This is a genomic window from Micromonospora sp. MP36 (assembly GCF_008119785.1).
Taxonomy (GTDB): Bacteria; Actinomycetota; Actinomycetes; order Mycobacteriales; family Micromonosporaceae; genus Micromonospora.
This window is the reverse complement of the sequence record NZ_VSFA01000093.1, coordinates 15,125-28,307: the sequence shown is the minus strand read 5'-3', so window position 1 is coordinate 28,307 and position 13,183 is coordinate 15,125. Positions and strand designations below refer to the sequence as shown.

Annotated in this window: 11 protein-coding genes; 6 read left to right on the top strand and 5 right to left on the bottom strand. The window is 74.7% G+C overall.

Translation table 11 applies throughout. The features are described from left to right. Window positions 1-43: 43 nt before the first annotated feature. From FXF52_RS33290 to FXF52_RS33280, 3 genes are all read right to left on the bottom strand, one after another. Window positions 44-2,236 carry a S8 family peptidase gene (locus tag FXF52_RS33290; protein WP_187413867.1) on the bottom strand — a complete coding sequence of 731 codons (2,193 nt, stop codon included), beginning with the start codon at window positions 2,234-2,236 and terminating at the stop codon, window positions 44-46. Between the two features lie 388 nt (window positions 2,237-2,624). Further along, entirely contained in the window at window positions 2,625-3,098 is a 474-nt protein-coding gene (locus tag FXF52_RS33285) for a hypothetical protein (RefSeq protein ID WP_148803109.1), read from the bottom strand. Then, complete coding sequence (locus FXF52_RS33280) at window positions 3,091-4,473, bottom strand: molybdopterin-dependent oxidoreductase (protein WP_148803106.1); 1,383 nt, start codon at window positions 4,471-4,473, stop codon at window positions 3,091-3,093. Before FXF52_RS33280 ends, FXF52_RS33285 begins: the two co-directional genes overlap by 8 nt. A 208-nt stretch (window positions 4,474-4,681) precedes the next feature. On the opposite strand from FXF52_RS33280, the gene FXF52_RS33275 reads away from it, so the two are divergent. Beyond that, window positions 4,682-5,743: an NAD(P)-dependent oxidoreductase gene (locus FXF52_RS33275; RefSeq protein WP_148803104.1), complete on the top strand. Its 1,062-nt coding sequence runs from the start codon at window positions 4,682-4,684 to the stop codon at window positions 5,741-5,743. 52 nt (window positions 5,744-5,795) lie between these two features. On the opposite strand, the gene FXF52_RS33270 is transcribed toward FXF52_RS33275, so the two are convergent. Then, the gene (locus FXF52_RS33270) at window positions 5,796-7,190 is read right to left on the bottom strand and encodes a hypothetical protein (RefSeq protein WP_148803101.1); all 1,395 of its coding nucleotides are present in this window, start codon (window positions 7,188-7,190) and stop codon (window positions 5,796-5,798) included. Between the two features lie 146 nt (window positions 7,191-7,336). Here FXF52_RS33270 and FXF52_RS33265 point away from each other — a divergent pair, with 146 nt between their 5' ends. From FXF52_RS33265 to FXF52_RS33250, 4 genes are read left to right on the top strand one after another with little or no spacing between them, the layout of a single operon-like run. Further along, entirely contained in the window at window positions 7,337-8,011 is a 675-nt protein-coding gene (locus FXF52_RS33265; protein WP_148803099.1) for a glycosyltransferase family 2 protein, read from the top strand. Next, window positions 8,008-8,688, top strand: a complete 681-nt coding sequence (locus tag FXF52_RS33260; RefSeq protein ID WP_148803097.1) for a DUF2064 domain-containing protein — start codon at window positions 8,008-8,010, stop codon at window positions 8,686-8,688. Before FXF52_RS33265 ends, FXF52_RS33260 begins: the two co-directional genes overlap by 4 nt. Next, window positions 8,685-9,377: a bifunctional 2-polyprenyl-6-hydroxyphenol methylase/3-demethylubiquinol 3-O-methyltransferase UbiG gene (locus tag FXF52_RS33255; RefSeq protein ID WP_148803095.1), complete on the top strand. Its 693-nt coding sequence runs from the start codon at window positions 8,685-8,687 to the stop codon at window positions 9,375-9,377. Before FXF52_RS33260 ends, FXF52_RS33255 begins: the two co-directional genes overlap by 4 nt. A 36-nt stretch (window positions 9,378-9,413) precedes the next feature. After that, window positions 9,414-10,349, top strand: a complete 936-nt coding sequence (locus FXF52_RS33250) for an NAD(P)-dependent oxidoreductase (RefSeq protein WP_319993805.1) — start codon at window positions 9,414-9,416, stop codon at window positions 10,347-10,349. 55 nt (window positions 10,350-10,404) lie between these two features. Here FXF52_RS33250 and FXF52_RS33245 read toward each other — a convergent pair whose 3' ends face one another. Continuing rightward, window positions 10,405-11,766, bottom strand: a complete 1,362-nt coding sequence (locus FXF52_RS33245) for a glycosyl hydrolase family 18 protein (protein ID WP_148803091.1) — start codon at window positions 11,764-11,766, stop codon at window positions 10,405-10,407. A gap of 139 nt (window positions 11,767-11,905) precedes the next feature. Here FXF52_RS33245 and FXF52_RS33240 point away from each other — a divergent pair, with 139 nt between their 5' ends. Further along, on the top strand, window positions 11,906-13,165 hold the full coding sequence (locus FXF52_RS33240) for an ROK family protein (RefSeq protein WP_148803089.1): 1,260 nt from the start codon (window positions 11,906-11,908) through the stop codon (window positions 13,163-13,165). Window positions 13,166-13,183: the final 18 nt, after the last annotated feature.

Below are 13,183 nucleotides of genomic sequence, written 5' to 3'. Positions count from 1 at the left end.
GGCTTCAACCTCGGTCAAACCGAGTGGGACGAGACGGCGTTGACTACTGCGCGGTCGGCAGCGCGCGCAGGACGGTCAGGGTCACGCTGTTGTTCTTGTAGGACACCCGGAACAGGTGCCCGCCCGCGTTCACGACCCGGTTCTCGGGCAGCGCGTGGAAACTGCCGCTGATCGAGCTGCCGCTCATGATCGTCAGCACGGTGCCCGGGGTCAGGCTGCCCCGCACGTCCAGGTCCAGCTCGCCGGACAGAGCCAGCGCGCCCGAGGCCCGGACGCTCGTGTAGTCGGAGTCGCCGGAGATGGTGACGGCGACGCGGCCCTCGTTGCCGACGGTCACGTTCCCGCCGACGTTCAGGGCACTGCCCGCGGTGACCGGCACATCGGTGATCTGCGCCGCCTCGTCGGCCGCGAGACCGGGCCGCAGCACCCCGCCGGTGACACTGACGTTGCCCGCCACGCTGCCGCTGCCGCCGAGCGTCCCGCCCCGCACGTCGATCGAGCTGGCGTGCGAACCGACGACCGAGAGCTTGCCGTCGAGGACGGTGCTCGCCCCGTGCCAGGTCTCGTTGCCGGTGAGGAACAGGGTGCCCGCACCCTGCTTGGTGAGGCTGCCCTCGTAGACGCGGGCCTTGCGGGCCTCCTCGCGGCGGGTCCCGATGGCGTAGTCCGACTTGTCGGCGTCGCTCGCGTCGGCCGGCAGGCCGTTGGTCCAGCCCTTCGCGACCTTGGTCGCCGCCCAGGCGGCCGCCTCGGCGGCGTCCTCCTGCTGGCGCGCCCGGATCGCGACGTCGGAGATGTCGTTCGACCATACGTCGCTGCGCCCCTGCGTGTCGACGACGAACGGCCCCAGGAACTGGCCCGGGCCCTTCATGGCCTCCCGCAGGCTGACCGTGTGCCAGCCGTTGCGCTGGTCGGGCACCTGCACGATCTGACCCCGGGTGGGGTTCGGCACGGCGTTGCCCGCCGCGTCGCTGATCGTGTTGTTCTGCCGGCCCGTGGTGAACATCGTGTAGAGCGCCTGCTCGTTGGTCAGGTACGGGAAGCGCTGCATGATCAGCGCCAGCGCGGCCGCCGAGTGCGGCCCGGCCATCGACGTGCCGGACGAACTCCCGTAGCGGGCCTCCGGCACGCCGTTGACGACCGACACGGTCGTGCTGTTGATCCCGTTGCTCGGCGCCGTCACGCAGGACCACTTCGCGACACCGCACTGGTTGAACGTCTGCTGACCGGGGACCAGCACCGACCCGTCAGGGTTGAAGGTGCGGCCCAGCGTGGGGTTGATGCCCGACGTCGTGTACCAGCGGCCCTCCAGCTCCGGCATGAAGTACGGTGCGGCGCCGCGCGGCGACGGGTTCACGTAGCCGCTGTTGCCGGCGGTGAACTGGATGACCGTGCCGGTACGCGCGGCGTCAATGGCGCCGTTCAGCCAGCGGACGGTGCTGCCGTTCGCGTCGACGACCCCGTCCGGGGTGGACCAGAGGCGCCACGCCGTGTTCAACCCGAAGCTCGCCGGGCTGCCGGGCGGCGCGTCATAGGTGTTGTAGTTCTCCGTGTTGGGCTGGCTGCCCCAACTGCTGGTGATGATCCTGACGGGCTGGCCGTTCGCCGTCTGGGCGCCATTCACGGCCCGGTAGACGTTGGCGAGGTAGGCGTCGTCCGGCTTCTGGGCGGCGGTCGCGGTCGCCGGCAGGAGACCGTAGAGCACGCCGTCCGTCTTGTGGGTGTTGCCCATGTACACGTTGCTGTTGAACGCGACCCCGTGCATGTTGGCGGCGGGTCCGCCCGGTTGCGTCTCGCCGACACCGTCGCGGCTCGCCCCGATGGTCCCGGTGACGTGCGTGCCGTGGCTGTCGTTGTACGCCTGGTTGTAGAACCCCGACGTCGGGCCGGTCTCGCCGCCCTGGGCCTCCACCGAGAAGTAGCGGTCCCCGACTGCGTAGTTCGTGTCCAGGCTGCCGTGCTCTCGGACGTGCCCGGCGAAGACGCCCGAGTCGACGACGCCGACGTTCATCCCGGCGCCGGAGATGCCGGCGGCGTAGGCGAACTCGGCTCCCATCGACACCAGACCGGCGTCCCGGTTGAACTCGGGGGTGCGCCAGCTCGCCGGGTCGCCGAGCCGGCCGGGATCTCCCTCATAGGACTTGATCGGCGGCGCGGACACGTCCGCGCTCGCCGGCTGGGCGACGACGCCGAGCACCACAATCGGTGTCAGCGCCGCGATCAGCCCGGATTTCATACGTTTCGCGGTCGACACTTCAGCCCCTTTCCAAGATCGTTTCGGCGGGGATGCTAGTCCTCCGCCCATATCGGATCAAGGCATCCGCGGCTACGCCTCCGTCTAACCTCGAGGGAACCCGCGCAGGGTGAAACGCTCCCGACGGGCGGCCCGGGGCGGACGCCTCTGACGAGCCCGCCGCATCGGACCGAGGTGGGCCTCAGCAGGCAAATCGTCGCAGGGCACCCGATTTGACCGCGCGGGCCGGGAGCGCGCGCCGAAAAATGCTCTGGTTCGGTCCGTTATCGCCGGCCCCCGAAGTGCTCATCAATCGCATCGCCCGTCATCGCCGCTTGACGGAATCGGCAATGAAACGGCCTGGTTCCATTCACCGATGTCGGCGGGCGATTCAGCGGCCGCGCGACCACCACCGACGCAGCGCGTAGCCGACGGCGCTGGCCAGGAACAGCACGGCCGTGGCGAGCAGCCAGCGGCCGAGGAACGGTCGCTGGTCCTGCCCGGACGCGGCCAGGTAGGTCGGCCGACCCAGCCGCAGGATGCCCGGCAGGTAGACGAGGAACAACAGTCCCGAGGCCAGGGCCGGCACCCGGATGTGGTTCAGCGGTGCGGGGCCTGACGCCGGCACGCCGTAGGTGCCCAGGGCGCGCCGCAGCACCCGGTCGGCCAACCCGTAGATCGGAAACAGCACGAAGTCGTGGGCGATCGCCGCGCCGACGAACCAGACCAGCATCCGGCCGGCGGTCGGCTCCGCGGCGAGCCGCAGCGCCACCCATCCGGCGATCGCGAAGGCGCCGACGAGCAGCAGCAGGTGCCCGACCGGCGCCCCGTACGCCGCCCGGAACCGGGCCGCGAGGTCACCCACCGGTACGCCCCCGGAACTCGATCCGCGCCACCCACTTCGTGCAGTGCACCCCGGGCAGGGCCGGGACGATGACCCGCGCCGGGTACCCGTGGTCGAGGGAGAGGTCGACGCCGTTGACCCGCAGCGCGAGCAGGGAGTCCGCGTCGAGAACCTGGTTGGCCTGCAGGGTCGCCTGCCGGAACAGTCCCGCCTTCTCCAGGGACACCACGTGCGCGGCGGTGATCCCGTCCGCGCCGACGAGGGCGGCGAGGTCGCGCAGCCGTACCCCGGTCCAGGTCTGCACCGTCGACCACCCCTCCACGCAGGCGATCGGCAGCGTGACGGTGTGCTGGGCCATGGCCAGTAGGCCGGCCCGGTCGACCGTGACGCTGCGCCCGCCCGCGCGCAGGGTGAGCCGCCAACCCGGCCCGATGTCGGCGGCCCGGACCCCGGCGGCGGCCGCGGTCCGGTTCACCGGGAAGCCGGTCGGACCCGCGCCGGGCTGCCGGCCCCGGGGCAGCAGCAGGGCGATCCGCCGCCAGGGCCCCTCGAAGTGCTGCCCCACGGTGAGCGCGGCGAGCAGCGCCGACAGGCCACCGACCAGGGCGAGCGCGCCGCGCCGGCTCATCGTGGGCGGTCCGGGCAGGGCGGCCACCAACTCGTCCGGGTCCGGCGGTTCGGGCCGGGTGCCCGCGCGGTAGGTGGCCAGCTCCTCGGGCAGCGAACGGGACCGCAGCCCGGTGAGCATCCGCCGCAGCTTGAGCGCCACGTGCGTGACCAGCGCGGCGACGAACACCCAGGCGCCGAAGTAGTGAGCGGTGTAGAAGTCGAAGCCGAACAGGTACGCGTACTGGATGTCGAGCAGGCCGGTGACGATCTCGAAGAGGATCCCGCCGACCAGCAGGAGCAGGGACAGCCGCTCCAACACCTGCGCCACCGATCGGGCCGGCGGCCAGGCGAACAGCTTCGGCAGCACCGACCAGAGCTTGGCCAGCACGATCGGGATCAGCGTGATCCCCAGCCCCACGTGCAGGCCCTGGGTGAGGCGGAACAGCCAGGACGGGCGGGTCGGCCAGTCGAACGGCGGCAGCCGCAGCCAGCCGACGTCACGCGGGAACGCCTGGCCGAACTGGGGGGAGTAGGCGAGGTAGTCCAGCAGCCCGGTGAGGAACACCAGCGGCAGGCCGACGAGCAGGACCAGGCCGAACACGGAGGTCAGCCACGGGCCGCGCAGCGGGCTGCGCCAGCGCCGGTTCACGGTCGCGGCACCGGGCGGCGGATGCGCGGCCAGGAACTCCCACCACCGCCGGGGAAAACCGTACGCCCGGCGGCCGGGGTGCGCGCGCTCCGACCCGGCCGGGGAACCCCCGGCCGGGGGAGTGCTCTCCGCGCTCACCGGTCCTCCTCGTGCCTGCCGACGCCGGGACGCCCCGGCGGCGGCCGGCCCGGATCCCTCTCCGGCAGGCTACGGGCGGCGCCGACGGCTGGACCCGGTTTGCCGGATTACCGAACGCTTACCGGCCGACGGACCGCCATGTTGCGAGGTCCTTACGGCTTCGCCGACCCGGCCCGCCGCCACCGTCCACCGACCTACCCTGACCGGCATGCGGATACTGGTCACCGGCGCGGCCGGGTTCATCGGGTCGCAGGTCGCCGACCTGCTCGCCGCCGACGGGCACGAGGTGGTGGCGCTGGACGCGCTGCTGCCCCAGGCGCACGGCGGTGAGCTGCCCGAGTGGTCCCGGCGGCACGGCCCGGTCGTCGGCGACGTCCGCGACCCCGACCTGCTCGACCGGCTGCTGCCCGGCGTCGACGCGGTGTGCCACCAGGCCGCGATGGTCGGGCACGGGCTCGACCCGTCGGACGCCCCCGGATACGCCAGCCACAACGACTACGCCACGGCCGTGCTGCTGGCCGCCATGCACCGGGCCGGGATAGGCCGGCTGGTGCTCGCCAGCTCCATGGTCGTCTACGGCGAGGGCCGCTACGAGTGCGCCCGGCACGGCACCGTGCGCCCCGCCCCGCGCCGCCCCGCCGACCTGGCCGCCGGCCGCTACGACCCGACCTGCCCGCAGTGCGCCGGCACCCTCACCCCCGCGCTGGTCCCCGAGGACGCCCCGCTGGAGCCGCGCAGCACGTACGCCGCCACCAAACTCGCCCAGGAACACCTGGCTGGCGCCTGGGCGCGGCAGACCGGCGGCGGGGTGTGGGCGCTGCGCTACCACAACGTCTACGGGCCCCGGATGCCGCGCGACACCCCGTACGCCGGGGTGGCCTCGATCTTCCGGTCGGCGCTGGCGGCGGGCGGAGCACCACGGGTGCTGGAGGACGGCCGGCAACGCCGGGACTTCGTCCACGTCACCGACGTGGCGCGGGCCAACCTGCTGGCCCTCACCACGCCCCCGCCGCAGCCGCTGGTGCCGGTCAACGTCTGCTCCGGCGATCCGCGCACCGTCGGTGACCTGGCCGCGGCCCTGGCCACCGCGATGGCCGGCCCGCCGCCGCTGGTCGTCGGCGGTGCCCGCGCCGCCGACGTGCGACACGTCGTCGCCGACCCGCGCCGCGCGACCGAACTGCTCGGCTACACCGCCCGGGTCGGGTTCGCCGACGGGGTCGCCGCCTTCGCCACCGACCCGCTGCGCGAGCCGGCGGCCGTGCACGCCTGACCGGCCCCGCCGGCGATCCGGCTCGTCAGCGCCGTCGGGGCAGGCGCCCGGCTCAGGAGACCGTCCAGAGCAGGTGGTTGACCGCGAGGGCGGTCGCCGCCTGCCCGGCCAGCCACCAGCGGCGGGTCGCCGGTGGCAGGTGCGCGGTGGCGACCAGCAGCCACACCGCGAACGGCAGCCAGATCCGCTCCACCTCGGCCTTGCTCAACCCGGACAAGTCGGCCGCGAGCACCACCACCGCTGCCGCCACCGGCAGCAGCACCGCCGGCCCGGCGGCGGCCACCGGCCCGGCGAGCCGGACACCCGGGCCGCGCAGCGCGGCCCGCACCGCCGTCACCCCGGCCCGCGCCGCCCGCCCCAGCGCCGGCCCGGATACCGGGCCGGCGGACAGCACCAGCGCCGCCAGGTTCGCCCACACCCAGTAGCCGTACGGGCGCTCGGCCGCCCAGCCCTGGTAGTACCGCTCCACCACCAGGTGGTAGCCGTCCCACCACCGGAACCCCGCCGCCGTGAAGGCCACCACCACCGCGGCGGCCCCGGCCGTCCCGGACAGCAGCGCGGCGAGCCGGTCCGCCGGGCGCAGCGCCAGCACCACCAGCGCCAGCAGGCCGACCAGCACGAAGCCGTACGACAGGTACAGCGCGAAGCCGAGCACCAGGCCACCGGCGACCGGGGCCAGCCGGCCGCGTACCGCCAGCAGCGCCAGCCCTGCCGCGACCACGCCGGCGAAGAGCCCGTCCGCCGACGCCCCCACCCACACGGCCCCGGGCAGCAGCACCAGGAACGGCAGGACCGCGCGGGCCGCGGCGTCGGCGCCGAGCGCCCGCAGCGCCACGGGCACCGAGACGGTGACGCTCGTGCCCACCAGCACGCAGGCCAGCGCAGCCGCGGTGCCCCCGCCCAGCCCGATCCGGTCCAGCCCCACGAAGACCAGCAGCGCACCGGGCGGGTGTCCGGCGGTGTGGGTGGACCACGAGTCGGGCTGGAAGTCCAGGATCCGCCCGGTGAACCCGGCCAGCGTGGCGGGGACGTCCCGGATCCCGGGCACCTCGTGCAGGTACTCCGCCTGCGCGGTGAGTCGGGTGGTCAACCCTGCCGACCAGCCGTCGACCAGGGCCAGTGCCAGCGTCCACGCCGCCGACGCCAACCAGGCCACGCCGAGCAGCCGACCCCACCGGGCGGTCTGCGCCCACCGCACCCCGGATACGACCACCGCGACCGCCACCAGCACCGCCGCCGGCGTGCCCCAACCGGCGTGCGGCCGCCAGGTCGCGTACAGCGGGGCGGCGTCCGCGTGCAGACCCACGCCGCGGGCGTTGAGGACCGCGCCGACCGCCGCGGCGACGGCGACCAGCGCCGCCTCGACGCCCAGCACGGTCAGGTCGGCGCGCCACCGGCGGGTCGGCGCCCGCCCGGGCGCGGCGGGCAGCCTCGTGGTCGTTCTCATGCCGACCGGACCGTACGGCCCATTCCCGGCGGGCGACAGGCGAACCGCCGGATCGTCACTATCCGGTAAGAATCGGTGCGCCGGTAACAGATCCGTAAGACCCGATCTGCCTGCCGGGGGCCGGGTGGCGGCCTAGCGTCGGCGGTATGCCCACACCGATCGACGTGGTCCTGCCGTGCCTCGACGAGGCGGCCGCCCTGCCCGGCGTCCTCACCGCGCTGCCCCCCGGCTACCGGGCGATCGTGGTGGACAACGGCTCCCGGGACGGCTCGGCGGAGGTCGCCGTCCGGCACGGGGCCCGGGTGGTGCACGAGCCAAGGCGGGGCTACGGCGCCGCCGTGCACACCGGGCTGGTGGCCGCCGAGGCGGAGCTGGTCTGCGTGCTCGACGCCGACGGATCCTTCGACCCCGCCGAACTTCCCGCCCTGGTCGCCCCGGTGACCGGCGGCGCCGCCGACCTGACCGTCGGCCGCCGGCGGCCCGTCTCCGCCGGGGCCTGGCCGTGGCACGCCCGCGCCGGCACCGCCCTCATCGCGGCGCTGCTGCGGCACCGGGGCGTACCGCTGCGCGACCTCAGCCCGATCCGGGTGGCTCGACGCGAGGCGCTGCTCGCCCTCAACGTCACCGACCGGGCCTTCGGTTACCCCCTCGAACTGCTGATCCGCGCCGCCGCCGCCGGCTGGCGGATCCAGGAACTGGACGTCGCCTACGCCCCGCGGGCCGCCGGCACCCGCTCCAAGGTCTCCGGCTCGGTACGCGGCACGCTGCGCGCCACCCGCGACTTCGCCGGCGTCCTGCGCAGTGTGGGCGGGCCCCGGTGACCGTGCTGCTGGTGATGGCCAAGGCGCCGGTCGCGGGGGCGGTGAAGACCCGGCTCTGCCCACCGGCCACCCTCGGCCAGGCCGCCCGCATCGCCGCCGCCGCGCTGCGGGACACCCTCGACGCCGTCCGGGCGGTGCCCGGGGTGACGCCGGTGCTGGCCGTACGCGGACGCCTCGCCGACGGCGCGGACGGAGCCGGCCTGACCACGGCGCTCGCCGGCTGGGCGGTCCTGCCGCAGCGGGGCGGGGACCTGGCCGACCGGCTCGCCAACGCCCACGCCGACGTGGCGGTGGCCTGGCCGGGACGGCCGGTGCTGCAGATCGGCATGGACACCCCGCAGTTGGTCCCCGGGCTTCTGCTCGCGGCGGTCCGGCGACTCGACCTGGCCGACGCGGTGCTCGGCGGGGCCGTGGACGGCGGGTGGTGGGCGCTGGGGTTGCGCGACCCCCGACAGGGCGCCGCGCTGCGGGCGGTGCCGATGTCCACTCCGGAGACCGGCCGACGCACCTGGTCCGCCCTCGACCGGCGCGGGCTGCGCACCCTGCCCCTGCCGGTGCTGCGCGACGTCGACGTCTGGTCCGACGCGCTCGCGGTGGCCGCCGAGGCGCCGGAGACCCGCTTCGCCCGCGAGGTCGCGGCGCTGCGTTCCACCCTGGTGCCGGGCGGGTCCCGGTGACGGTTGACGCGCTCGACGCGGACGGCGGGTGGGCGGCCGCGATCGGCGGCGAGGACGTCTTCGGTGCCGCCCTCGATCCCCAGCCGGGGACCCACTGGCTCGTGCACGACGACGGCCGGCGTACCCGGCTGCCGGTCCGGCGCTGGCACGGGCCACCCGAGCCGGCGACCGCCGCCGTGGTCGCCCGGTGCGCGGGCCCGACCCTGGACGTCGGCTGCGGTCCGGGCCGGCTCACGCTCGCGCTGGCCCGGGCCGGGCACGCCGCGGTCGGCGTCGACGTCTCCGCCCACGCGGTGCGGCTCACCCGGGGCCGCGGCGCCGTCGCCATCCACCGGGACGTGTTCGCGCCCCTGCCCGGCGAGGGACGCTGGGCGCACGTGCTGCTCGTCGACGGCAACATCGGCATCGGCGGTGAACCGGTCCTCCTGCTCCGCCGGTGCGGGGAACTGCTCCGGGCCGGCGGCTCGGTCGTCGTCGAGCTGGAACCTCCCGGACCCGGCCTGTGGCGGGGACACGCCCGGCTGGCCTCCCGCTCACCGCAGGGCACGGTGTGCCGCAGCGGGGCGTTCCGCTGGGCCCGGCTGGACACGGTGGCGGTGCACGACACGGCGCCCGCCGCCGGGCTGGTCGTCCGGGACGTGTTCGAGGCGGGCCGGCGCTGGTTCGCCGAACTGGTCCGTCCGCTGTGACGCGTCACCGGGTCGCGGGCTCAAGCCGTCGTTCGGATCCACGACCGCCCCCGCTGGCCTACGCTGCCGTTGAGGCGGAACGGGGGACGGATGGCGCAGCCACGGGTGGCGATGATCGGGCTCGGCGGCATGGGCGCGCCCATGGCCGGGAACGTGCTGCGCGCCGGTCTGCCGACGGTGGTCTGGAACCGCCACCCCGAGCCGGCCCGCCGGCTGGGTGACCAGGGCGCGGAGGTGGCCGCCAGCCCCGCGGACGCGGCCCGTGGGGCGGACGTCGTGGTGACCATGGTGACCGACGCCGACGCCATCGCGTCCATCGCCTTCGACCAGGGGATGTTGGCCGCGATGACCGAGGGCGCGGTCTGGGCCCAGATGAGCACCATCGGCGCCGCCGACACCGAACGGTTCGCCCGGCAGGTCGCGGCGGAGCGTCCCGACGTCACGCTGCTGGATGCCCCGGTGGCCGGCAGCCGCGGCCCGGCCGCGCAGGGGAAGCTGGTCGTCTTCGCGTCGGGGCCGGAGGAGGTCCGCGACCGCGTCGCCCCCGTCTTCGACGCGGTCGGGCAGCGTACGGTGTGGGTCGGGCCGGTCGGTGCCGGCTCCCGGCTGAAGTTGGTGAACAACCTGTTGCTGGCCTTCGTCGCCGAGGGGCTCGCCGCGTCGGTCGCGCTCGGCGACGCCCTCGGCCTGAGCCGCGAGGTGGTGCTGGGCGCGCTGCGGGGCAGTCCGTTGCTGTCGCCGTGGGCCACCGAGAAACTGGACCGGATCGGCCGGGACGACTACGCGGCCCAGTACACCCTCGCTCTGGCGCTCAAGGACGTGAACCTGGTGCTGCGGGAGGTCGAGGACGGCCGGTTCCTCGCCGCGGAGTGCCTGGCCGCGGAGTGGCAGCGCGTGGTGGGCCAGGGGCTCGGGTCCGAGGACCTGACCGTGGTCACCCGGGCCCTGTCGGGGTCGGCCGGGGTCGCGTGACAGCCCGCTGACGGGCGGCCGGGGCCCCGTTCCACCGTCGGGGCCCCGGCCGGGGTCAGCGGCCCTGGAGGGCCTTGACGTTGTCGCCGAAGGTCCAGCCCTTCGACCCGTCCCAGTTGATCGACCAGGTCATGAGCCCCTTGAGGCCGCCCTGGTAGGTGTTCCACGCCTGCGCCACCAGCGACGGCGCCAGGTACCCGCCGCCGGCGCCGGACTGCGCCGGCAGGCCGGGCACCTGCCGGTCGTACGGGACGCGGATGGTGGTGCCCTGCACGACCAGGCCGGTGTTGAGGCAGTTGGTCTGCGCGACGAAGCCCGGCACGGTGCCGGCGGCGTACGAGTCGCCGGAGCAGCCGTACATGGAGCCGTTGTAGTACTGCATGTTCAGCCACCAGAGCCGGCCGTTGTCCACGTACCGCTTGATGATCGGCAGGTACGCGCCCCAGATGGACCCGTAGGTGACGCTGCCGCCGGTGACGTAGGCGGTCTCCGGGGCCATGGTGAGCCCGAACCCGGCGGGCATCTGGGCGAGCACTCCGTCGATGATCCGGACCAGGTTGGCCTGCGAGGTGGACAGCTGGTTGATGTTCCCGCTGCCGGTGAGGCCGGTCTCGATGTCGATGTCGATGCCGTCGAAGTTGTACCGCTTGAGGATCGGCACCACGGTGGCGACGAACCGGTCGGCGACCGCGGTCGAGCTGAGGTCGATGCCGGCGGTGGCACCGCCGATGGACAGCAGGACGGTCAGGCCGGCGGCCTTGGCCTGGCACATCTCGGCGGGGGTGGGCACTTTGACGCCGGCGTCCATGCCGTTCTCCCAGAGCACGGTGCCGTCGGCGCGGATCACCGGGAAGGCGGCGGTGACCACGTTGTAGCCGTGCGTCCGGATGCGCGAGTCGGTGATCGGGATCCAGCCGAGCCCGGGGTGCACGCCGTTGGCCGCGCCGTCCCAGCTCTCCCAGTAGCCCTGGAGCACCTTGCCGGCCGGTCGGGGCTTCAGCGCGCAGCTGTCGGTGCCCGGCGGCGGGCTCGACGTGGTCGGGGTGGGCGACGGCGTCGAGGTGGGCGACGTGGTGGGTGACGGCGTGGGGGAGGGGGTCGTCCTGGTCGGCGTGGGGGACGGGGTGCTGTCGCAGGCGCCGAGGTCCGACCAGAGGGCGGGTGTGGCCGGCGGGGTCCAGCCGGCGCTGGGCGGCGGGGTGTGCGTCTGCAGCGCCTGGTAGAGCCGGCCGGTGTAGGTGGCCCGGCTGCCCGCGGTCCAGGTGACGCCCTCGGCCCAGGCCGGTACGCCGGAGCAGGCCGCCAGCGCGGTCTGGCCGGCGGTCGCGGCGAGGCCGGTGGTGGCCGTCAGGGTGGCGGTGGCGGCGAGTAGCACGGTGCCGCCGAGCAGGGTGATCAGCCCGCGTCGAAGTCGCATGACATACCTCCTCATCGATGCGCCGGAGGTTATCAGTTAACTTTGTTAAATGTAAATGCGCAGTACGCTGTCACCACTTTGTTCATGCCGTGGAAGGCGCCGCCCGAGCGCGGCACCCGGGGAGAGGACGGCGGCGGACGTGGACGCCAGACGCACCACCGTGCGCGACATGCGCCGGGCCAACCGGTCGCTGCTGCTCACCCGGATCTGGCTGGACGGCCCGCTCAGCCGCCACGAGCTCGGCCAGACCACCGCACTGAGCCTGGCCAGCGTCAGCAACCTGGTCGGCGAGATGATCGGGGAAGGGCTGGTCGAGGAGGCGGGCTCGGTCGAGTCCGACGGTGGCCGCCCGCGGGTGCTGCTGCGCGTCGCCCCCGGCTACGGCTACCTGGTCGGCGCTGACGTCGGCGAGACCCGGGCGCAGGTCGAACTCTTCGACCTGTCGATGACCGCCCTCGCCAAGGCCGAGTACCCCATCTGCGCCGCCGAGCCCGACCCGCAGGACGTGGCCACCCACCTGCTGCGTGGGCTGGACGCGGTGATCGAGCAGGCCGGCGTCGACCCGGCCGCGGTGCTCGGCCTCGGCGTCGCCGTCTCCGGGACCGTCGAGCGCACCGCCGACGCCGTCGTGCACGCGCAGACCCTCGGCTGGGACGGCGTGCCGCTCGGGGCGATGCTGCGCGCCGGCACCGACATCCCGGTCCACGTCGACAACGGCGCCAAGACCCTCGGCCAGGCCGAGATGTGGTTCGGCGCCGGCCGGGGCGTCCGGCACGCGGTCATCGCCCTGGTCGGCTCGGGTGTCGGGGCCTGCGTGGTGGCCGGCGGTGTGGGCTACCGCGGTGCGCACAGCAGCGCCGGGGAGTGGGGCCACACCACCATCGTGTACGGCGGTCGCCGCTGCCGCTGCGGCAACCTCGGCTGCCTGGAGGCGTACGTCGGGGCGGAGGGGGTCCTCGACCGGTTCCGGCAGGCCAACCGGGGCCGCCCGGCGGCCGGCGGTGACGAGGAGACCGCCTTCGGTGAACTGCTCCGCGCCACCAGCCGGACGGCGGAGAAGGTGCTCGACGAGACCGTCGGCTACCTCGGCGCCGGCGTGGCCAACCTGGTCAACCTCTTCAACCCCGAGCGGGTGGTGCTCGGCGGCTGGGCCGGACTGGCCCTGGGCGAGCGCTACCTGCCGCAGATCCGCGAGGCCACCGCCCGGCACGCGCTGCGGCAGCCGTACGCCCAGACCTCGATCGAGCTGTGCCGGCTCGGACCGGACGCGGTCGCGATGGGCGCGGCCACGCTGCCGATGGCCCGGCTGCTGCGCGACGGCGGCGTGCCGCGCGAGCCGGTCGCCCGGGTGCTGCCGCGGCCCCGGCCCGTGCGCGGCTCCCGGCCGCGCACCCGCTGAGCCGGGCCGGCGACGGGC

Coding starts and splice junctions, on each gene's coding strand:
- FXF52_RS33290 (WP_187413867.1), bottom strand. CDS start 2,236: ATGAAATCCGGGCTGATCGCGGCGCTGACACCGATTGTGGTGCTCGGC.
- FXF52_RS33275 (WP_148803104.1), top strand. CDS start 4,682: ATGCGGATACTGGTCACCGGCGCGGCCGGGTTCATCGGGTCGCAGGTC.
- FXF52_RS33270 (WP_148803101.1), bottom strand. CDS start 7,190: ATGAGAACGACCACGAGGCTGCCCGCCGCGCCCGGGCGGGCGCCGACC.
- FXF52_RS33265 (WP_148803099.1), top strand. CDS start 7,337: ATGCCCACACCGATCGACGTGGTCCTGCCGTGCCTCGACGAGGCGGCC.
- FXF52_RS33245 (WP_148803091.1), bottom strand. CDS start 11,766: ATGCGACTTCGACGCGGGCTGATCACCCTGCTCGGCGGCACCGTGCTA.